Annotated in this window: 14 protein-coding genes, 1 tRNA gene and 1 pseudogene; 7 read left to right on the forward strand and 9 right to left on the reverse strand. The window is 69.7% G+C overall.

Features of this window, described 5'->3' with window-relative positions:
- The first annotated feature begins 233 nt into the window (after positions 1 to 233).
- A complete protein-coding gene (locus tag ACTIFS_RS12320) occupies positions 234 to 1,667 on the forward strand; it encodes an amidase (RefSeq protein ID WP_439574402.1) in 1,434 nt (477 codons plus the stop codon).
- Positions 1,668 to 1,677: 10 nt separating this feature from the next.
- On the forward strand, positions 1,678 to 3,102 hold the full coding sequence (locus ACTIFS_RS12325) for an amidase family protein (RefSeq protein ID WP_439574403.1): 1,425 nt from the start codon (positions 1,678 to 1,680) through the stop codon (positions 3,100 to 3,102).
- A 255-nt stretch (positions 3,103 to 3,357) separates the two neighbouring features.
- Here the strand turns inward: ACTIFS_RS12325 and ACTIFS_RS12330 are convergent, their stop codons facing one another.
- Both ACTIFS_RS12330 and ACTIFS_RS12335 read right to left on the reverse strand, forming a co-directional pair.
- Positions 3,358 to 4,602, reverse strand: coding sequence for an aminotransferase class III-fold pyridoxal phosphate-dependent enzyme (locus ACTIFS_RS12330; RefSeq protein WP_439574404.1), 1,245 nt, complete (start codon positions 4,600 to 4,602; stop codon positions 3,358 to 3,360).
- 104 nt (positions 4,603 to 4,706) lie between these two features.
- A complete protein-coding gene (locus ACTIFS_RS12335) occupies positions 4,707 to 5,189 on the reverse strand; it encodes a YaiI/YqxD family protein (RefSeq protein ID WP_439574405.1) in 483 nt (160 codons plus the stop codon).
- A 196-nt stretch (positions 5,190 to 5,385) separates the two neighbouring features.
- Between ACTIFS_RS12335 and ACTIFS_RS12340 the strand changes: the two genes are divergently transcribed.
- Positions 5,386 to 7,161 (forward strand): NAD(P)/FAD-dependent oxidoreductase, encoded by a 1,776-nt coding sequence (locus ACTIFS_RS12340; RefSeq protein ID WP_439574406.1) that lies wholly within the window; start codon positions 5,386 to 5,388, stop codon positions 7,159 to 7,161.
- A 42-nt stretch (positions 7,162 to 7,203) separates the two neighbouring features.
- Here ACTIFS_RS12340 and ACTIFS_RS12345 read toward each other — a convergent pair whose 3' ends face one another.
- Complete coding sequence (locus tag ACTIFS_RS12345) at positions 7,204 to 7,665, reverse strand: MAPEG family protein (RefSeq protein ID WP_439574407.1); 462 nt, start codon at positions 7,663 to 7,665, stop codon at positions 7,204 to 7,206.
- 145 nt (positions 7,666 to 7,810) lie between these two features.
- On the opposite strand from ACTIFS_RS12345, the gene ACTIFS_RS12350 reads away from it, so the two are divergent.
- Positions 7,811 to 8,473: a TetR/AcrR family transcriptional regulator gene (locus tag ACTIFS_RS12350; RefSeq protein ID WP_439574408.1), complete on the forward strand. Its 663-nt coding sequence runs from the start codon at positions 7,811 to 7,813 to the stop codon at positions 8,471 to 8,473.
- A gap of 61 nt (positions 8,474 to 8,534) precedes the next feature.
- Here the strand turns inward: ACTIFS_RS12350 and ACTIFS_RS12355 are convergent.
- Positions 8,535 to 8,610 (reverse strand) — tRNA-Glu (locus tag ACTIFS_RS12355).
- Positions 8,611 to 8,835: 225 nt separating this feature from the next.
- On the opposite strand from ACTIFS_RS12355, the pseudogene ACTIFS_RS12360 reads away from it, so the two are divergent.
- Positions 8,836 to 9,699: pseudogene (locus ACTIFS_RS12360) on the forward strand (crotonase/enoyl-CoA hydratase family protein); the annotation flags it as partial.
- Positions 9,700 to 9,800: 101 nt separating this feature from the next.
- Positions 9,801 to 11,591 (forward strand): glucan ABC transporter ATP-binding protein/ permease, encoded by a 1,791-nt coding sequence (locus ACTIFS_RS12365; protein ID WP_439574409.1) that lies wholly within the window; start codon positions 9,801 to 9,803, stop codon positions 11,589 to 11,591.
- Between the two features lie 208 nt (positions 11,592 to 11,799).
- On the opposite strand, the gene ACTIFS_RS12370 is transcribed toward ACTIFS_RS12365, so the two are convergent.
- The 5 genes from ACTIFS_RS12370 to ACTIFS_RS12390 all read right to left on the reverse strand — a co-directional run bounded on the left by ACTIFS_RS12370 (position 11,800) and on the right by ACTIFS_RS12390 (position 17,696).
- Entirely contained in the window at positions 11,800 to 13,041 is a 1,242-nt protein-coding gene (locus ACTIFS_RS12370) for a hypothetical protein (RefSeq protein WP_439574410.1), read from the reverse strand.
- Positions 13,042 to 13,238: 197 nt separating this feature from the next.
- Positions 13,239 to 14,057 (reverse strand): 2-keto-4-pentenoate hydratase, encoded by an 819-nt coding sequence (locus ACTIFS_RS12375; RefSeq protein WP_439574411.1) that lies wholly within the window; start codon positions 14,055 to 14,057, stop codon positions 13,239 to 13,241.
- A gap of 83 nt (positions 14,058 to 14,140) precedes the next feature.
- A complete protein-coding gene (locus tag ACTIFS_RS12380; RefSeq protein WP_439574412.1) occupies positions 14,141 to 15,529 on the reverse strand; it encodes a S41 family peptidase in 1,389 nt (462 codons plus the stop codon).
- Positions 15,526 to 16,872 (reverse strand): murein hydrolase activator EnvC family protein, encoded by a 1,347-nt coding sequence (locus tag ACTIFS_RS12385; RefSeq protein WP_439574413.1) that lies wholly within the window; start codon positions 16,870 to 16,872, stop codon positions 15,526 to 15,528. The genes ACTIFS_RS12380 and ACTIFS_RS12385 overlap by 4 nt, the downstream gene beginning before the upstream one ends.
- Positions 16,873 to 16,979: 107 nt before the next feature.
- Positions 16,980 to 17,696 (reverse strand): protein phosphatase CheZ, encoded by a 717-nt coding sequence (locus tag ACTIFS_RS12390; RefSeq protein ID WP_439574414.1) that lies wholly within the window; start codon positions 17,694 to 17,696, stop codon positions 16,980 to 16,982.
- A 365-nt stretch (positions 17,697 to 18,061) separates the two neighbouring features.
- Here ACTIFS_RS12390 and ACTIFS_RS12395 point away from each other — a divergent pair, with 365 nt between their 5' ends.
- Positions 18,062 to 18,865 (forward strand): L,D-transpeptidase, encoded by an 804-nt coding sequence (locus ACTIFS_RS12395; RefSeq protein ID WP_439574415.1) that lies wholly within the window; start codon positions 18,062 to 18,064, stop codon positions 18,863 to 18,865.
- Positions 18,866 to 19,272: the final 407 nt, after the last annotated feature.

Genomic DNA, 19,272 nt, shown 5'->3' on the forward strand with positions numbered 1-19,272 from the left:
CCGGCGCGCGGCCCCGTTGAGGTTGCACGTCGATAGGCCGTCCAAGGTTAGCCGGGCCGGCGCGCCGTGCAATCGGTTGGCGGCAATTTCTTTCTCCTGCAGGCCTGCCCTGCAACATGCAGCTCAACCCTCCGGCCGTCTGGACGCAATGAATATCGCGCCACAAGATCATCACGGGCCGGCGCGCGCAGCGGGCCACGACGGGCGCAACGCTCGCATCGCGAGGAGCCGCAATGGCCGACACCGACCTCCTGTTCATGTCCGCAACGAAGGCAGCCGCCCTGATCCGGGCGCGCAAGCTGTCTCCGGTCACCTATACGAGGGCCGTGCTGGCAGCGATGGAGAGCGCGCAGCCGCGGCTGAACTGCTTCGTCACGATCATGGCCGACCAGGCGCTTGCCGATGCGCAGCGGGCCGAGGATGCGGTCATGGCCGGCGAGCCGCTCGGCCCGCTCCACGGCGTTCCCGTCCATATCAAGGACCTCGTCGACGTGGCGGGTGTCAGGACCACCCACGGCACGGCGATCTTCGCCGACAACGTGGCCAGGGCCGACGACATTCTCGTCACGCGGTTGCGCCAGGCCGGCGCCATCATCGTGGCCAAGACCACCACGCCGGAATTCGGCAACAAGGGCCTGACTGAGGGGCCGAGCTTCGGCATCACGCGCAATCCGTGGAACACGGAGCGCACGCCGGGCGGTTCGAGCGGCGGCGCGGCGGCGGCGGTGGCGGCGGGCCTTGCCCCCCTCGGCCTCGGCACGGACGGCGCCGGCTCGGTGCGCGGACCTGCGGCCTGCTGCGGTCTCGTCGGGCTGAAGCCGACGCTTGGCGCCGTGCCCTACGACACCACCCGTGATGCCTTCGGCAACAACATCTATGCCGGACCGCTGAGCCGCACCGTCACCGATGCGGCGATCATGCACACGGTGCTGAGCGGCGCCACGGCGAAGGACCCCTGGACGCAGGGCGGCGAGGACCGGCGCCAACTGTCCCCGGGGCTGATCGGGCAGGACCTGTCCGCCATCCGCATCGGCTATGTGGAGCGCTGCGCCAATCCGCGCGTCGCCGCCGACATGCGCGCCAACACCCTTGCCTCGCTCGATGCCTGGGCGGGTCTGGGGGCGGAGGTGGAGGAGGTCACCGACGCCATCGACTGGATCGAGCTTGAGGGCCGCATCCTCTACCAGTCGAATTTCTCGGTGTTCTGCGCGCCCTTCCTGCCGAAATGGCAGAACCAGATGGACCCCGTGACGCTGGCCTTCATGCAGCGCGGCGCGACCTTCTCGCTGGCCGATTTCCGCAATGCGCAATTCGCCCGCACCGCCCTGTTCCGCCAGATCCAGACGCTGTTCGAGCGCTACGACTTCCTCGTCATGCCGACCCATTCGCGCACCGCACTGCCGGTCGGCTTCGATGCCGCCAACGACGAGGTGGAGGTCGACGGCGTGAAATGCGGCATCACCCGGCAGGGCTGGACCTCCTACCAGTATCCCTTCAACCTCACCGGCCACCCGGCCATCTCGATCCCGTCGGGCTTTGGCACCGATGGCCTGCCCACCGGCATCCAGGTCGTCGGCCGCTGGGGCCAGGACACCGACGTGATGCGCTTCGCCTCGCTTCTGGAACTGACGCGCCCCTGGGCGCAGCACCGGCCGAAGGCGGCCTGAAAGTAGCCCCATGACCGATGCCAACTGCTTCCTCACCATTGCTGAACTGGGCGAGCGCTATGCGACGGGCGCCCTGAAGCCGGGCGCCATCGCAAGCCAGCACCTGGAGCGCATCGCCCGCATCGACCCTCGTCTCAATGCCATGCAGGTCGTGGATGTCGACGGCGCGCTGAAGGCGGCGCAGGAGAGCGATGACCGCTGGGCCGCCGGCCGGCCGCTGGGGCCCCTCGACGGCATCACCGTCACCATCAAGGACAATGTCGATGTCGCCGGCTTTCCCACCCGCCACGGCTCGCTGACGACCTCCGACGCCCCGGCTGCGGCCGATTCCCCCGTGGTCGCCCGGCTGCGCGAGGCAGGCGCCGTGATCCTCGGCAAGACGCGGCTGCCGGAATTCGGCTGGAAGGGCCTGACCGATGGCCCGCTGCAGGACGGCCCGACGCGCAATCCCTGGAACATCGCGACATCGCCCGGCGGCTCCAGCGGCGGCGCGGCGGCCTGCGTGGCGGCCGGCATCGGCACCGTCGCCTTCGGCAATGACGGCGGCGGCTCCATCCGCATCCCGGCCAATCTCTGCGGGCTCTACGGGATCAAGCCGACCTTCGGCCGCGTGCCGCATCACCTTCAGGAGGGCATGTTCGCAACCCTCGTCGCTGGCGGGCCGATCGCCCGCACGGTGGAGGACGCCATCGCGACCCTCGACGTCATGGCCCGGCCGGACGACCGCGACTGGTTCGCCCTGCCGCCGGCCTCCGACGGCTGGCTCGCCGGGCTGCAGCCGCGGCTTGAGGGCCTGCGGATCGCCTATGTGCCGGTGCTCGGCGGCATCGGCGCGGATGCCGAGGTGCGCGCCGTCGTCGATGCGGCCGTTGAGACGCTGCGCAGCCGCGGCGCCTCGATCACCGAAGTGGCCTCCCCCATCGGCGAACTGAAGAGCCGCTTCGAGGTTTACTGGATCGGCGCCTTCGCACGCCGGATGCGGATGATCCCCAAGGATCGCTGGGGCGACCTCGATCCGGCCTTCCGCGATCTGGCCGAGCGCGGCATGGCCGTGACCATCGACCAGTTGCTGGATGCGGAGGCGGCCCGCGCCGCCCTCGGCCGCGAATTCGCGATGTTCCACCGCGACTACGACCTCATGCTGACGCCCACCATGCCGCATGTCGCTCCGGCTGTGGAAACCATCTACCATTGCCAGGCCTATGACCGCTGGCGCGACAGCGTTCCCTTCACCCTGCCCTTCAACCTGACCGGCCAGCCGGCCTCGACCGCGCCGTGCGGCCTGTCCGCCTCGGGTCTTCCCATCGGGCTGCAGGTGGTGGGGCCGAAATATTCCGAACGCCTGATCCTGGAGGCCGGTCTCGCCATCGAGCAGGCACTCGGTTTCGGCCAGCCGCATCCGACCCTGGTCAGGGCGCTCGACGCGCTGGTCTGAGGCGATCTGCGGGTCGGAAGTCGCTGCCCTGCAGAGATGGAATTGCGTCCTTCGAGGCTCTCTACAGCTCGCACCTCAGGATGAGGAAGGGAGTGGATTCCATCATGGTTGAATGAGCACAGCCAATCGAGCTGCGTTCGCCACACATGCAAGCCACCAACCCCCTCATCCTGAGGCGCGAGCCCGGAACGGGAGAGCCTCGAAGGACGCTCTTGCCCGATGCAGGGCACCAATCACGTCCTCTCGCGCGATCGTTCACCCCATCCGCGCCACGGCGGCAAAGCCGGCATCGGCCGCCTCCAGCGCGGTGTCGATGTCCGCCTCCGTATGGGCGCAGGAGAGGAACATGTTGTGCCGGGGGTGGAAGTAGGCGCCGGCCTTCAGGGCGGCGCTGCAGAAGGCCGAGCCCTTGGCAAAGCCGGCATCGTCGTCGAACAGCACGAGCGGCATCTGCGGCGGTCCGCTCTGGCTGATCGCGACGCCGTGGCGCGCGGCGAGGCGGGCCAGCCCGTCGCGCAGCCGCTGGCCCATGCGGGCCATGACCGCGGGTCCGTCGATGCGCTTCAGTTCGGTGAGCGTTGCCAGCGCCGCCGCCATCGGCACCGCCGCGCACCAGAACGAGCCGGTCGTGAAGATCTTGGTCGCCGCCTCGCGCCAGCGCTCGCCGCCGGCAATCGCGCCCAGCGGATAGCCGTTGGCGATCGCCTTGCTGAAGGCGGAGAGATCGGGCCGGACGCCGATCGTCTCCCACGACCCGCCGAGATGAAGGCGGAAGCCGGCGCGGACGTCGTCGACGATCAGGGCCGCACCGGCCGCGTCGCACAGTTCGCGCAGGCGGCGGGCAAAGACCGGATCGGGCAGGTCGAGCGCCCTGGCCATGTCATGCCGGAAGGCCGTGACGAGGATCGCGGCAAGGTCGCCACCGGCCGCGTCGACCGCCGCCTCGACGCTGGCCACGTCGTTGTAGTCGTAGAGGATGATGTGCGCCCGGTCCTCGGCGGTCACGCCGGCAAGCGAGGGCGAACACCACGGCACGGCGCCATGATAGCTGCCGCGCGCGACGAGCAGCTTGCGCCGGCCCGTGCCCGCGCGCGCGATGGTGACGGCGGCCGTGGTGGCATCACCCCCGTTCTTCTCGAACAGGCACCAGTCGGCATGGGGGATCATGCCTACCATCAGCTCGGCGAGATCGACCAGCACCGGCGCCGGGCCGTTGAGCGTATCGCCGCGGGCGGCCTGGTCCCGCGCGGCGGCCTCGACGGCCGGATGGTGGTGGCCCAGCACGATGGGTCCCCAGGAGCACATGAAGTCGATGAACTCCCGGCCATCGACATCGACGACCCGGCAACCCTCGCCGCGCGCGAAGAACTGCGGATAGCCCTCGGGCAGGCTGGCGGCGTTCAGATGGCCCCACAGCCCGCCGGGAATGACCTGCCGCGCCCGGGCCCGCAGGGCGGTATCGACCGAGTTGGCGAGGGAGAGCGGGTTCGATCCGTGCATGACGACCTCCGGCCGGGCGCGTGAGAGGGCCATCCTAGCGGCGCGGTCACGGCGAGGTCACGCGCGCGGCTGGCCTCGCGTGGCTGCCCTGCTGCAATGCCGGATCAGCCCGCCAGAAAACCGTCGCGGCGCAGCCTGACCACGGCAAGGTCCATGGCCGAGAGGAAGGCGGACCGGTCGCGGGCGGAAAAGGCGTTCGGCCCGCGCGTCGTGCCGCCGGCCGAGCGGATATCGTCCATGAGGTTGCGGGTGGCCAGCGCCAGCCCGATGGCGCCGGCGTCGAACAGGCGGCCATTGGGCGCCAGCACGGTCGCGCCCGCCTTCACCGCACGCGCCGCCAGCGGGATGTCGGCGGTGACGACGATATCGCCGCGCACCGCCCGGCCGGCGATCCAGTCGTCGGCGACATCGGGCCCCTCGCTCACCACCACGCGCTCGATCCACGGCTCGCGCGGGACCGCGATGGGCGCGTTCGCCACCACCGCGACATGCAGCCGGTAGCGCTGCGCGACCCGGTAGATCTCGTCCTTCACCGGGCAGGCATCGGCATCGACATAGACGATGATGCGCTTGGGGTCTGTGTTCATGCGGGTGCGGCCTCGCGCGGGTCCGGTGCGATGGCTAGGCGCACGGCGCGGATTTGCCAAGCCTGCCATGCGAAGCGCCTGTCACGCGAAGCGCCGGCGGGCCGCCGCACGGCTGCCGGTCGTTCGGGCGCATTGCCGGGCAGGCGAACCATGCCCCACCATTCTCCCCGCACGGGCAACCGGGAGAGAAGAGCGCATGGACGGGCAGGCGACGGCATCACACTGGCTTTCGGAACTGGCCGCTTGCCTTGCGGGCGAGGATCCGTCGCGTGCCGCGGAGCTTTTCGGCGACGACTGCTACTGGCGCGATTTCGTCGCGCTCACCTGGAACATCGCCACATGCGAGGGCCGGCCCGCCATCGCGGCCATGCTGGCGGAATGCGGCGGCAGGACAGCCGCCACGGCCCTGACGCTCGATGGCGAGGTTCGCACCACAGGGTCCGGCATCGAGTTCTGGTTCACCTTCGAGACGGCGGCCGGCCATGGTCGCGGCCACGCCCGCCTGAGGAACGGCCGCGGCTGGACCGTTCTGACGACGCTGCGCGAACTGAAGGGCTTCGAGGAGAAGCGCGGCGAGACGCGCCCGCTCGGCACAGTCCACGGCGCGATCCGCAACCGGCGCACCTGGGCTGACCAGCGCGCCGAGGACGCCCGGCTCGGCCTCGACCGGCAACCCTATGTGCTGATCGTGGGCGGCGGCCAGGGAGGCCTCGGGCTCGCGGCCCGGCTGAAGCAGATCGGCGTTCCGGCGCTGGTCGTCGACCGCCACCCGCGGGCCGGCGATGCCTGGCGCAACCGCTACCGCTCGCTGTGCCTGCACGACCCGGTCTGGTTCGACCACATGCCCTACCTGCCCTTCCCCGACCACTGGCCGGTGTTCACGCCGAAGGACAAGATGGGCGACTGGCTGGAGGCCTATGCCGCCATCATGGAACTGGACCTGTGGACGGGCACGGCCTGCCGCAGCGCCGCCTATGACGAGGCGACGGCAGAATGGACGGTGACCGTCGAGCGCGACGGCGCGGTGACGACGCTTCGCCCGAAGCATCTCGTGCTCGCCACCGGCATGGCCGGCAAGCCGGAAATGCCGCGCCTGCCCGGCCAGGACATGTTCCGCGGCGTGCAGCATCATTCGAGCGCCCATCCGGGCGGCGCGGGCTATGCCGGCCGCCGCTGCGTCATCATCGGCGCCAACAACTCGGCCCACGACATCGCCGCCGACCTGTGGGAACACGGCGCCAGCGTGACCATGATCCAGCGCTCGCCGACGCTGGTCGTGCGATCCGAAACCGTCCAGCGGCTCGGCTGGGCGCTCTATTCGGAAGCGGCCGTCAAGGCCGGCATCGACGTCGACACGGCCGACCTGATCGTGGCCTCGACGCCCTTCGCGGTGCTGCCGGAACTGCTCAAACCCGTCGTCGAGCGCATGAAGCAGGAGGACGCCGCCTTCTACGACGGCCTGCGCGCGGTCGGCTTCCAGCTGACCTTCGGCGAGGACGAGACCGGCCTCGGCCTGATGTATCCGCGCCGCGGCTCCGGCTACTACATCGATGTCGGCGCATCGGAACTGATCGCCAGCCGCCAGATCGCCCTGCGCAGCGGCGTGGGCGTTGCAAGCCTCACCGAAGACGCGGTGCTGCTCGACGACGGCACGCGCCTGCCGGCCGATCTCGTCGTCTATGCCACCGGCTATGGCTCGATGACCGGCTGGGCCGCCGACCTCATCTCGCAGGAGGTCGCCGATCGCGTCGGCCCCTGCTGGGGCATGGGGTCTGGAACCGCGCGCGACCCCGGTCCCTGGGTCGGCGAACTGCGCAACATGTGGAAGCCGACCGCCCAGCCGGGCCTGTGGTTCCACGGCGGCAACCTCGCCCAGTCGAGGCACTATTCGCGCTATCTCGCGATCCAGTTCAAGGCCCGCTACGAGGGCCTTGCGACACCGGTCTACGGGATGCCGCAGGCGCAGGCGTGAGACGGGGCGGGATGGGACCGGCGCGCTCGTGACGAAACCGCTTCAGAACGCCGCGACCAGCGACGCGCCGCCAAGGTAGAGGATGACCAGCGACCCCGGCGTCCACAGCGCCGCCCGGATCTCGTGGTCCTGTGCGGTGTAATAGGCGACGAAATGCGCCAGCCGGGTGACGACGAACCCGTAGAACAGCACCTGCGCCAGCCAGAGCGGCGGCATCGTGGTGACATAGAGCAGCCCGGCCATGAAGAAATACGGCAGGCTTTCGAGATCGTTCTGCTGGATGCGGCGGATGCGGTCCACCCGGTCGTTCGGTCCAAGCTGGGCCGGGTCCGGATTGGGGTTGAAGGGGGTCTTCCTCAGGTCCTCCGGACTGCGCAGGCCGGCATTCTCCGTGACCAGCCGGACGACGGTAAGCCAGGACATCGCGACGCCCTTCAGCACCATGATGGCGGCGGCAATGGCATAGGTCGCGAAAACCGGGTTCGTCAGCGTCAACTGGTCCATGGATGCCCCCCAAAGCCCGGCCCGGCGGTTGTTGCCCGGCGTCTCTGGTTTCTGTTTTTAGACCAACGGTCGAAAAAGTCAACTTCTGGACTTTTTTATGTACGGCTGGTACCAGACCTGTCCGGACCCGCGAGAGACACCCGGTATGGCCGACCCGACATCCGACCCGACATCCGACCCGACCGCGGCCCGGCGCGCGCGACAGCAGCGCCGCCGTGACCGCTCGCGCGAGGATATTCTTGCCGCTGCCCGCACTGTCCTGCTCCGCGATGGCATCGCCGCCGTGACGCTCGACGCGGTCGCGCGTGAGGCCGGCATGTCGAAGACGGGGCTCTATTATTATTTCGCCTCCAAGGAGGTGCTGGTCTTCGAACTCGTCTTCGCGATCTGGGCCGGCAAGGGCGAGCGGGTCCGCGATGCGGTCGAGACGGTCGAGACCGGGCCGGCCGCCCTTGCCGCGATCATCCGCAACACCGTCGAGGGCTATGCCCCGCAGATGGACGATTTCCGCCTCGCCTTCATGCTCGGGCAGGTGTCCAGTTCGGCCGGGTTCCAGCTGTCGGCGGAACAGTTCGCGCGCATCCGTCCGATCAACGACATGATCTTCGGCGGCGCGGCGCGAAAGCTCGCCGGAGGCAGCCCGCGCAGCAAGGTCGAGCCGCGCATGCTCGCCTTCCTCGCCTATGTGTCCGCGCTCGGACTGCTCACCATGAAGGGGCTCGTGGAATCGCAGGGCGATCCGCTGCTCTATTCCGATGAGCAGCTTGTCGACGCGCTGAGCAAGGTTTTTGCCGCCGCTGCCAGCTAGCGCCGATCGCCAGACGGACGTGCCGCGCAAAGTAGGGCTTGTTCAGGATCTGGAGAAAGTCTGGCGCTCCCTAGGGGACTCGAACCCCTGTTTTCGCCGTGAGAGGGCGACGTCCTAGACCGCTAGACGAAGGGAGCGCGGCCGCGCGTGGCGGAGCGCGCTTCATAAGCGCAAAGGGTCCGGCCGGTCAATCCCGTTCCGCCCGCCCGTTCCGCCCGTCCCCGCCACCGGGCCACGGCGCCGCGGGCCCGCACGATGCCCCGGGCCGCGGTGCCGCGCCCCGCCGTCCGGCCGGCCTCCCCTCCCCGGCCGCGCAGGGCTAGCATGGCCGCAAAGGCGGGCACCGGGACCCGCAAGGGGAGAAGGCCATGCCCAAGGTGCTCTACGAGAAGGACGGTCGCATCGGCCGCATCACGCTCAACCGGCCGGAGGTGATGAACGCCATCGACGACGAACTGCCGGCAGCCCTCGCCGCTGCGGTTGCGGAGGCCAATGCCGACCCTGCCGTCCATGTCATCGTGCTCGCGGGCAACGGCCCGGCCTTCTGCGCCGGCTATGACCTCGCCTATTACGCGGAAGGCAACGGCAACGGCCAGGCGACGCAGGACATGCCCTGGGACCCCATGAAGGACTATGCCTTCATGATGCGGAACACCGAGCTGTTCATGTCGCTCTGGCGCTCCCACCGCCCGGTGATCTGCAAGGTCCACGGCTTCGCGGTGGCCGGCGGCTCCGACATCGCGCTGTGCGCGGACATGATCGTCATGGCCGAGGAGGCCCGCATCGGCTACATGCCGGTGCGCGTCTGGGGCTGCCCGACCACGGCCATGTGGGTCTATCGCCTCGGGCCGGAACGGGCCAAGCGCATGCTCTTCACCGGCGACACGATCGACGGCCGGGAGGCTGAGCGGATCGGCCTCGTCCTGAAGGCGGTGCCGGCCGAAGGCCTCGACGCCGAGGTGGAGCGCCTCGCCGGCCGCATGGCCAGCGTCCCGGTCAACCAGCTGATGATGCAGAAGCTGGTGGTCAACCAGGCCATCGAGGCCATGGGCCTGAAGCAGACGCAGATGTTCGCCACCCTGTTCGACGGCATGACCCGCCACTCGCCGGAGGGCATCAATTTCAAGACCCGTGCCGAGGAGCGCGGCTGGCGACAGGCGGTGGCCGAGCGCGACGCGGGCACCTTCGACTGGACGCTCAACCGGCCGATCAATCCGCCCGGCTGACGGCGCCCTGCGCGCCCATCATCCCGCTTGCGGCGCACCCGTTCCCGTGTTTCACACGCAGTCCGGAGGCAACTCCGGAAAAGCGGGCAAAGGGCCGGCGCATGTCACTCCTCAAAGTCTATTGGCGCGTTCTCCGGCAGCTCGGACCGGAGACCCGGCTCGGCATGATCCTGCTGGCGTGCAACATCGCGCTGGCGCTCATCATGTTCGCCGAGCCGATCCTGTTCGGCCGGATCATCGACACGCTGACCCGCGCGCAGGCGCAGGGGCGCCTCGTGACATGGTCGGAGATCCTGCCGCTGGTCGGCGCCTGGGTGGTGTTCGGCATCGTCACCATCGGGGCCGGCGTTCTGGTGGCGCTGCACGCCGACCGCATGTCGCACCGCCGCCGCCTTGCCTTCATGCATCACTTCTTCGAGCATGTGCTGAACCTGCCGCTCTCCTACCATTCGGGAGCCCATTCCGGCCGCCTGCTGAAGCAGATGCTGGAGGGCTCCAATGCCATGGCCTGGCTGCTGCTGTCGTTCCTGCGCGAGCATTGCGCCTCGCTGATCGCGCTGGTCTTCCTGGTGCCGATCTCGCTGTGGGTGAACTGGCGGCTGGGCGTGCTGCTGGTGGTCATGGTGTTCTTCTTCTTCTTCCTGACCAGCTGGGTTTTGAGGAAGACCGAGAGCCTTCAGGGCCGCGTCCAGGAATATCACAACGCCCTGGCCGAGCGGGCGACCGACGCGCTCGGCAACGTGCCGGTCATCCAGTCCTTCACCCGCGTGGAGGCCGAACTGCACGCCATGCGGGCGACCATCGACGCGCTGCTGGCCGCGCAGATCCCGGTCCTGTCCTGGTGGGCCATCGCGGCGGTCGCCTCGCGCGCCTCGGCAACCCTCACCGTCCTGTCGATCTTCCTCGTCGGCACCTGGCTGCACATCAACGGGCTCGCCACCATCGGCGAGATCGTCACCTTCATGGGCTTTGCCACCATGCTGATCGGCAAGCTGGAGGCGCTGGTCGGCTTCATCAATTCCGTGTTCATGGAAGGCCCGAAGATCCGCGACTTCTTCGAGGTGATCGACACCGCCCCGCAGGTCCACGACCGGCCCGGCGCCATCGACATCCCCCATGTCGAGGGCCGCGTCGCCTTCGAGAACGTCTCGTTCTCCTATGACGGCAAGCGCCCGGCCGTGGCCGATCTCACCTTCGTCGCCCACCCCGGCGACACCATCGCGCTGGTGGGCGCGACCGGATCGGGCAAGTCCACCACCCTGTCGCTGCTGCACCGGGTGTTCGACCCGCAATCCGGCCGCGTCACCCTCGACGGACACGACATCCGCGACGTCAGGCTCGTCTCGCTCCGGCGCCATATCGGCGTGGTGTTCCAGGAGCCGATGCTGTTTGCCCGCACGATCCGCGACAACCTGCTGGTCGGCCGGCCCGAGGCGACGGAGGAGGAGCTGTGGGCGGCCTGCGAACGCGCCCAGGCCATGGAGTTCCTGCGCCGCCAGCCGGAGGGCCTCGACACCGAGGTCGCCGAGCGCGGCCGCTCGCTCTCCGGCGGCGAGAGGCAGCGCCTGTCGATCGCGCGCGCCCTTTTGAAGGACCCGCCGGTGCTGATCCTCGACGAGGCGACCTCGGCGCTCGATGCCGCCACCGAGCAGAAGCTTCAGCTGGCGCTGGAGGAGGTGATGAAGGGCCGCACCACCTTCGTCATCGCCCACCGCCTGGCCACCATCCGCCACGCCACCCGCATCCTGGTCTTCGACCAGGGCCGGGTGATCGAGACCGGCTCCTTCGACGAGTTGGTGGCGAGGGGCGGGGTCTTCGCATCCCTCGCCAGGGCCCAGTTCATGGCCAGCGAGGCGGAGGACAAGGCCGGCCGCACCGTCGTGGAGACCTGAGAGGCTGGCCCATAAAGGTTCGAGATAGGGATTTCGTCATGCCCGGCCTTGGGCCAGGTATCCACGACTTGGCCTTTGGCGGTCGCATTCAAGTCGTGGATGGCCGGGACAAGCCCGGCCATGACGTTGAAAAGGTGGTGCTGCCACAATACGGGCCAGACTCTGAGGGCAGCGCGTCCTGGCAAGAGCGTCCCTGCCGGCGCCGGCCTCAGCGCGTGGCGGACTGCGCATTGCGAAGGCCGTCGCAGGCGGCGAGAAAACCGTCCAGCCTCTGCCCGAGCCCCTCGGCAAAGCCGCTGCTCCCCGCAAGCGGCCCCTCTCCACCGAATTCGACGGTGAACGACCCGGTCCGCGCCGCCGCCTGAAGGGCCTCCCGAGGCACGGCGACGGTCATCCACATCGAGGCCCCATTGGCGCGGATCTCCGGCTGGCGGCCGCGCGGCTGCCAGTCGAGCACCTGATCGGCGAGCCGCGCGCGCAGGCCCTCGACACGCGCGGGCGTTTCGCCGAGACCCTGCACCAGGATGACGCGGTAGTGCAGGGCGACGCGGCTGGCTTCCCGGTGGCAGACCAGCGTGATCTCCTCGTCGACGCGGCGGCTGGCCTCCGCTGAACGGATCGTCCGGCGGAACAGCTGGGGCGCGACCGGCCGCGCCGATTCCAGCCAGCCCGTGGCGCCGCGCGCGGCCTCGTTCACCGTTGTCGACATGGCGATCCGCAGATCGCCGATCTGCTGGCCGGTCAGCAACCGCATCGGCCGGCCATAGGGCACGGACGCGGCCAGGCGCAGCAGCCGCGCATCCACGCCCATGTCCTGGATATGCACGGCGAGCTCGGCCGAGAGGCGCTGGGCGTTCTCGTACTGGGCCTGGGTCAGGGCGCCGGCCTCCAGCCGCCCGTCCCGGCCGAAGGTGCGGCTGAACTGGTGGACGGTAAACCGGGCCGTCGTGGCGATCGTGCGCTGGACGCCGCCGATGAACGCATAGGTGCAGGCCGACCCGCAGGCGATGCCATGGGCGACCATGGCGGACACCGCCCCGCCCGGCTGCGACCCTGTCATCGTCCGCGCGACGGTCGTGTTCACACCGGCGGCGCGGAACGCCCGGCCGAGGCGCACGCCTGCCAGCACGCGGCCACCGGGCGAATCCAGCGCAACCGTCAGGCCGGAAACCGGATGGCTGCGGGCGAACTGCTCGAAGCGCTCGGCCGTGTCGGCAAAGATCGCTCCGGACGCCTGGACCCAGCGCGTCAGGCCGAACAGGCCCTGCCCCTCGACCATCCGGAACGTCATGGCATTGCTGGACGGTGCGGACCGCGCCGCTGGCGGCTCCTGCGTCTCCTGCGGGTCCTGGGGCGCGGTGTCGGCGAGTGCCGGCCCGCAGGCAAGAAGCGCAAGCAGCGTCAGGGCCAGCAGTCGCCGGCCTGCCGCTTCATTCGTCCCGTGTCCCATGGCCCGAACCTCCCGAAGAGCCTTGCGCGCGATCCTGCATGCAAGGGCGCCGCCTGTCGAACGGGCTGCCTGTCCGACGACGCCGCATGCGGGCGGCAACGCGATGACAACCCCACGGGTCGTGGGTGTCGATCTGGCCCGAAAAGGTTCAGCTGGAAGGGCGGGCTGCAACGGTCAGAACCGGAACGCCCGATCCCTCAGACCAGCCTCAGCCGCATGGGTGCGACATCGAGTCCCTCGATCCCGGTCGTCCAGGTCTCGCCCGCGGCGATGGGGAAGGCCCGCGTCACCGTGCCGGTGGTGATCACCTCGCCCGGCCCGACCGGGCTCGCCTCCGGATCGGCGGCCAGCACGCCGGCCAGATGCCGGATCGCCGAGAGCGGCCCGTCCAGCACGTTGGTGCCGAGGCCGCGGTCCATGCGCTCGCCGTCGCGCGAGAGGGTGATCGCAAAATCCGTCAGGTCCTTCAGCCAGCGCTGCCGGTCGCCGGTCACCGGCACTTTCGGCCCGCAGACCAGCGCCCCGTGCAGCCCGAAGGCGGCCTGGCAATCGGCCCCGGCAAAGCGCCAGCCGGGAAACAGCGACTGGACGATCTCGAAGCCATGGGCGACCCAGTCCACCGCGTCGAGGATCGCGACCTCGTCCATATCCGCCGACACGGCCGAGCGGAAGCCGAAGACGATCTCCGGCTCGATGCGCGGCTCGACGAGGCCGGCAAGCGACAGGTCCGCCGGTCCGTCGACCATCCGCAGCGTCCTGTCGTAGACCGGGCCCCAGATCGGCGCGTGAACGCCGTACTCGTCCCAGATCGTGCGGTTGGTGAAGCCGATCTTGCGGCCGACCGGAACCTCGCCGGCTGCCATGCGCCGGCGCATGACCTCATGGCCCACACGCGTGGCGTCCGCCATGTCGAAGGTCGGTTCAGCCTCCGTCAGCGGGGATATCTGCCGGCCCTGCTGCCAGGTCGAGACAATGATGTCGGCGAAGTCGCGCGTCTGCGAACGGCAAAGGCTCATCGGGCAATTCCTGCGGGATCAGGCGGCAGGCCGGAGACGAAAAACCCCCGGCCAGGGGCCGGGGGTTCGGATCGCAGAACCGGTCAGCGCGTCGGACTGGCCGGCGCCGGACTGGCCGGAGCCGGCGTCGCGGGCGGCGTGGCGGCGGCCCGCTGGCCCGGCGGGAAGGCCGGATCGGTGGCGGTGCCGCGCAGCAGTTCGTAGGCGCGGTTCAGCTGGACATCGTCCTTCTGCTCACGCGGGACATAGACCGAGGAAGCCGAGCGCTCCAGGTTGCCGTCCTGACCACTGTTGCGCAGGTGTCCGCGCAGCCCGGCCTCGCCGCGATTCTCCTGCAGGCGGGCCCGCAGTTCCTCCGGCACCGGCTGCTCCAGCACGATGTCCGGATCGATGCCGCGGGCCTGGATGGAGCGGCCCGACGGCGTGTAGTAGCGCGCCGTGGTCAGGCGCAGGGCGCCCTGGCTGCCCAGCGGGATGATGGTCTGCACCGACCCCTTGCCGAACGAACGGGTGCCGAGGACGGTCGCGCGCCTGTGGTCCTGCAGGGCACCGGCGACGATTTCCGACGCCGAGGCCGAGCCGCCATTGATCAGCACGATCACCGGCTTGCCCGCGGTCAGATCGCCGGCGCGGGCGTTCCAGCGCTGGGTCTCCTCGGCGTTGCGGCCGCGGGTGGAGACGATCTCGCCGCGCTCCATGAACGTGTCGGACACGGAGATCGACTGGTCGAGCAGGCCACCCGGATTGTTGCGCAGGTCGATGACATAGCCGCGCAGCTTGTCGGCCGGCACCTTCGCCTTGATCTCCTCGATGGCCTTGCGCAGGTTCTCGGTGGTCTGCTCGTTGAACTGGGTGACGCGGACATAGCCGATGTCCTCGTCGATGATCTGGTGGCGCACCGCGCGGATGATGATGCGGTCGCGCACGATCGCGATGTCGCGCGGCTGGGCGCCCTGGCGGGTCACGCGGATGGTAATGCTCGAGCCGATGGGGCCGCGCATCTTCTCAACGGCCTGCTGCAGGGTCAGGCCCTGAATCGGCTCGTTGTCGATATGGGTGATGATGTCGTTGGCGAGGATGCCGGCACGCGCGGCAGGCGTCTCGTCGATGGGGGAGACGACCTTGATCAGGCCCTCCTCCTGCGTGACCTCGATGCCGAGGCCGCCGAACTCGCCGCGGGTCTGCACCTGCATGTCGCGGAAGTTGCGCGAGTCCAGGAAGCTCGAATGCGGATCGAGCGAGGTGAGCATGCCGTTGATCGCCGCCTCGATCAGCTTGGCGTCGTCCGGCTTCTCGACATAGTCCGTGCGCACCCGCTCGAAGATGTCTCCGAACAGGTTGATATGGCGGTAGGTGTCGGAGGCCGCCGCGTTGGCGGTCATGCCGAGCAGCGCCCTTGGCTGGGTCACGGCAATGGTCGCCAGCGCGCCCATGGCGGCTCCGGCGAGGAGGATCGAAGCTCTGCGCATCATCCGCGAACCCTTTCATTGGCCTGCGCACCCGGCGGCCGCGGGGCCCACCAAGGCGTCGGGTCGATGTTCGACCCGTCCTTGCGAAACTCGACATAGAGGACGGGCTGGGAAGAGCCCGTCGTCACGGCTGCTGCCGGAGGAGGTTGATCGCCCATCACGCCCAGCGGCTCACCTGCGAGCACGAACTGTCCGAGATCAACCGTGATCCGGTCCATTCCGGCAAGGACGACATGATACCCGTCGCCGGCATTCAGGATCAAGAGTTGGCCATAGGTCCGGAATGGCCCGGAATAGACCACCCAGCCATCGGCGGGCGCGGTCACGGAAGCGCCCGGACGGGTGGCAATCGACTGGCCGCGCTCGGTGCCGCCAAGGCCGTCCGGATCGCCGAAAGTCCTCAGCCGGACCCCGAGGACAGGCAGCGAAAGGCCACCGCGAGCCTGTTCGAAGGGGATCGCGGGGCTCATGCGGCCTGCATTCTGCAGCGCCGCCATCTGCTGGCGCCGGTCCTCGGCAGTGCCCGAGCGGGCCACCACGGTGGTGCGCGCGGCCTCGGCGGCCCGGCGCGCGGCGGCAATCTCGGTCTCCATCCGGCCGATCAAAAGTTCGAGATTGCCGGCCTGCCGGGCCAGCGTCTCGGCCCGCTGGCGCTCGCCGGCGAGCGTGCGCTCGGTTTCGGCGATCTGCCCCTGGCGGGCGTCGGCCAGCGCCTCCATGCGGATGCGGTCGTTGTCGAGCGCCACGATCTCGCCCTTCAGGCGCTCCTGCTCGGCGGCGGTCGAGCGCTGCAGGGCGGCAAGCTCCTCCAGGTCTGCGGCCAGAACCCGCACGCTCTCGCGCATTTCCGGAACCAGCGTTCCCAGCAGCATGGCGGTGCGCACGCTGCGCAGCACGTCGTCGGAGCCGGTCAGAAGGGCCGGCGGCGGCCGGCGCCCCATCCGCTGGAGCGAGGCCAGCACCTCCGCGATCAGCGCGCGGCGTTCGTGCAGCGAGGTGCGGATGGCGATGCGGCGGCGGTCATGCGCGGCGAGCCGCTCCTCGGTGGCGGCAACCTGCTCCTCCTGCGCGCGCACCTTCGCGGCGGCCTCGATGCCACGCTGGACGATCGCCGCCCGGTCGGCGCGGATGGTCAGGATCTCGCGCTCGATGCGCGCGCGCTCGGCGCTCGCCCGCGCCATGTCCGAGCGCACGGCATCGAGTTCGCGCTGGCGCTCCCGGCGTTCGGCCTCGGCGCGCTCGGCCGGACTTGCCGCGCGGACGGCCGCCGGCAGGGCCAGCGGGCCCGCAAGCAGGCCGGCGACCAGGCCGGCGATCAGGGAGGCGGAAACAGGGGCGCGGCGCATCAGGCCCGAATCAGGAGGCAGGATCGTTGGCGATCATAAGCCGCCACGGCGCCCCGGCGGAATCGCGGCGCCCGCGTGCCCGAAAGGCGGCGGGCGCGCCGGCTGCCTCAGTTGAACAGGGCGTCGATGTCGTCCTGCGTGGCGTGGCCGCCCTCGCCGTCGATCTTCGGCCCGTTGAGCAGAGCGGCATCGCCCTCGGCCGCAACGATGGTATCGACCGGAATGTCCTTGAAGCTCTCCAGCCCGCCCCAGATGTCCATCATGCGCATGATGCGCTCCTCGATGAACTTCAGCGTGTTGACCACCTTGGTGATGCGCTGGCCGGTGAGGTCCTGGAAGTTGCAGTGCTCGAAGATGGTGACGATGCGCTGCTGGATGTCGTCCACGGCGCCGCGATCCTGGGAGCTCTTCAACTTGGCGGCCAGCTGCGAGGCGATCTGGTCGATGCCCTCGGCCGCCGCCAGGATGCCCTCGGTCGCCTCCTCGGTGCCGTCCACGATGGCGTCGAGCTCGTGGGTGACGCGCGACATCTCCTTGCCCTTGAAGCCGGTGACGTGGAGCGTGGCGATCTCGTGCTTGGTCTTGTCGATGGCCTGCCAGATCTGGTCGAGCTCGGCCTTGAGCTTCATCGCCTCCTGCATCTCGCCGCGATAGGCCTCGATCATCTGGCGGGAGACCTCCTCCGCCGGGCGGATCAGGGCCTTCAGCTCGCGCAGTTCGGAGATGATCTCGCTGTGGCTGCCGGTGCCGCCGCCGCCCGCATGGGGCAGGGCCTGCATCGGCTGTCCATAGGATTCGATCCGGAAGGCTCGTTTGGCGCGCATGGAAGATCCGGGCATGACGTTCCGGGCATGGTTGTGCGTCCGGGAGGGGGTTCCCCGACCCGGTTACCTTCCGGGCGGGAGCGTTAAGGACGGGTTGTCGCGATGCGGCGGAACCGGTCATCGCGAAACAGAAAATCGTTAGGGATAATGACGGCTTAAGGCCCCGGGCCGCGGAAAACGCTGGCATTTGCAGCGCGTTAACCTTGAGGAACGGTTCCAGCCTTCCCCGCGCTTCCGCAGCGTCGCGAAGGCGGCCGCGTTAACCCTCCGCTTGCCGTTCGGCCGGCTTATCGAAGGCCATGAGCGCCTGTCGGGCCTGCCCTGACCGACCTGTTCCGCCGACGCGTATGTGTGAGAGTCCGTCGATGACCTGTCTGCGTATCACCGCCCTTGCCGCAGCCCTGCTGGTTGCCGCCCCCCTTGTCGCAACCGATGCGGCCGCACAGGTCGCCTCCGCCCGCCGGGGCGATCTCGGCGGCGGCTTCATCGAGTTCCTGTTCGAGGGTGGCCAGCCGCCGGCCGGCGCCCGGTCCGGCGCGATTGCCGGAGCCCGGCCCGCCGGACAGGCGGCAGGCAGACCGGCGCGCCAGCACGATCCGCTGGTGATCCCCGCCGAACCGCGGCGCGGGCCGGTCCTGTCCGCCTATGAGCCGGTGCGCTCGCCCCTGCCCCAGGGCGAGCCGCGGCGCATGGCAGGCCCCGCCTCGACGCCCGCCCGCGGCATCGACCCGCGCTTCCTGCCGCAGGTCGTGCAATACCAGACCACGCATCGCCCCGGCACGGTCATCATCGACACCCGCCAGCGCTACCTCTACCTCGTCCAGGCCGACGGCATGGCCCGCCGCTATGGCGTCGGCATCGGCCGGCCCGGTTTCGGCTGGTCGGGCACCAAGACCGTCACCCGCAAGGCCGAGTGGCCGGACTGGCGCCCGCCGGCCGAAATGCTGCGCCGCCGGCCGGACCTGCCGCGCTTCATGGCCGGCGGCCCGGACAACCCGCTCGGCGCCCGCGCGCTCTATCTCGGTTCCTCGCTCTACCGCATCCACGGCTCCAACGAGCCCTGGACCATCGGGCAGGCGGTGTCCTCCGGCTGCTTCCGCATGCGCAACGAGGATGTCATCGACCTCTACAGCCGGGTGCGCGTCGGCACCCGCGTGGTGGTGATGTGACGACAGGAGGCGGCGGGGCCTGATCGCGAAGGCGCCGCCCCTCGCGTCCGGCGCGTGGCAGTTCGGGCTGCCCATGCCCCGGATGCCCGGTTTCCACACCCCGACACGACCTGCCCTGACGAAGGTCCCACCCTCTTCCGCCCGCGGGAGAGGGTTTTGCGTTGCGCGCAGCGCCCCGGCCGGACGCCGCGGCAGAGCCAGCCGCAGCAGCGTTGCAAGGCCCGCCAGCAGCCAGACGCGCAGCTTCGCCAGCGCCGCCGCCTCGAGCCAGACCCTTCCTGCCATCGCGCCGACCATCGTGATCCGCCCCTCTCCAACCGAGCGGGCATCCTGCCTGAGAGGGTCAAGGGTGTCAAGTTTTCTTTCCTATTCAAGGATCATTGACCTTATGCCGGGCACCACCCGTC

Source organism: Phreatobacter sp. (assembly GCF_051860605.1).
GTDB lineage: Bacteria > Pseudomonadota > Alphaproteobacteria > Rhizobiales > Phreatobacteraceae > Phreatobacter.

What these genes read in the sequence shown, in the direction of transcription:
- ACTIFS_RS12395 (WP_439574415.1), top strand. Translation starts at nt 18,062, where the DNA reads ATGACCTGTCTGCGTATCACCGCCCTTGCCGCAGCCCTGCTGGTTGCC.
- ACTIFS_RS12375 (WP_439574411.1), bottom strand. Translation starts at nt 14,057, where the DNA reads ATGAGCCTTTGCCGTTCGCAGACGCGCGACTTCGCCGACATCATTGTC.
- ACTIFS_RS12340 (WP_439574406.1), top strand. Translation starts at nt 5,386, where the DNA reads ATGGACGGGCAGGCGACGGCATCACACTGGCTTTCGGAACTGGCCGCT.
- ACTIFS_RS12385 (WP_439574413.1), bottom strand. Translation starts at nt 16,872, where the DNA reads ATGCGCCGCGCCCCTGTTTCCGCCTCCCTGATCGCCGGCCTGGTCGCC.
- ACTIFS_RS12350 (WP_439574408.1), top strand. Translation starts at nt 7,811, where the DNA reads ATGGCCGACCCGACATCCGACCCGACATCCGACCCGACCGCGGCCCGG.
- ACTIFS_RS12370 (WP_439574410.1), bottom strand. Translation starts at nt 13,041, where the DNA reads ATGGGACACGGGACGAATGAAGCGGCAGGCCGGCGACTGCTGGCCCTG.
- ACTIFS_RS12390 (WP_439574414.1), bottom strand. Translation starts at nt 17,696, where the DNA reads ATGCGCGCCAAACGAGCCTTCCGGATCGAATCCTATGGACAGCCGATG.
- ACTIFS_RS12335 (WP_439574405.1), bottom strand. Translation starts at nt 5,189, where the DNA reads ATGAACACAGACCCCAAGCGCATCATCGTCTATGTCGATGCCGATGCC.
- ACTIFS_RS12380 (WP_439574412.1), bottom strand. Translation starts at nt 15,529, where the DNA reads ATGATGCGCAGAGCTTCGATCCTCCTCGCCGGAGCCGCCATGGGCGCG.
- ACTIFS_RS12325 (WP_439574403.1), top strand. Translation starts at nt 1,678, where the DNA reads ATGACCGATGCCAACTGCTTCCTCACCATTGCTGAACTGGGCGAGCGC.
- ACTIFS_RS12330 (WP_439574404.1), bottom strand. Translation starts at nt 4,602, where the DNA reads ATGCACGGATCGAACCCGCTCTCCCTCGCCAACTCGGTCGATACCGCC.
- ACTIFS_RS12365 (WP_439574409.1), top strand. Translation starts at nt 9,801, where the DNA reads ATGTCACTCCTCAAAGTCTATTGGCGCGTTCTCCGGCAGCTCGGACCG.
- ACTIFS_RS12320 (WP_439574402.1), top strand. Translation starts at nt 234, where the DNA reads ATGGCCGACACCGACCTCCTGTTCATGTCCGCAACGAAGGCAGCCGCC.
- ACTIFS_RS12345 (WP_439574407.1), bottom strand. Translation starts at nt 7,665, where the DNA reads ATGGACCAGTTGACGCTGACGAACCCGGTTTTCGCGACCTATGCCATT.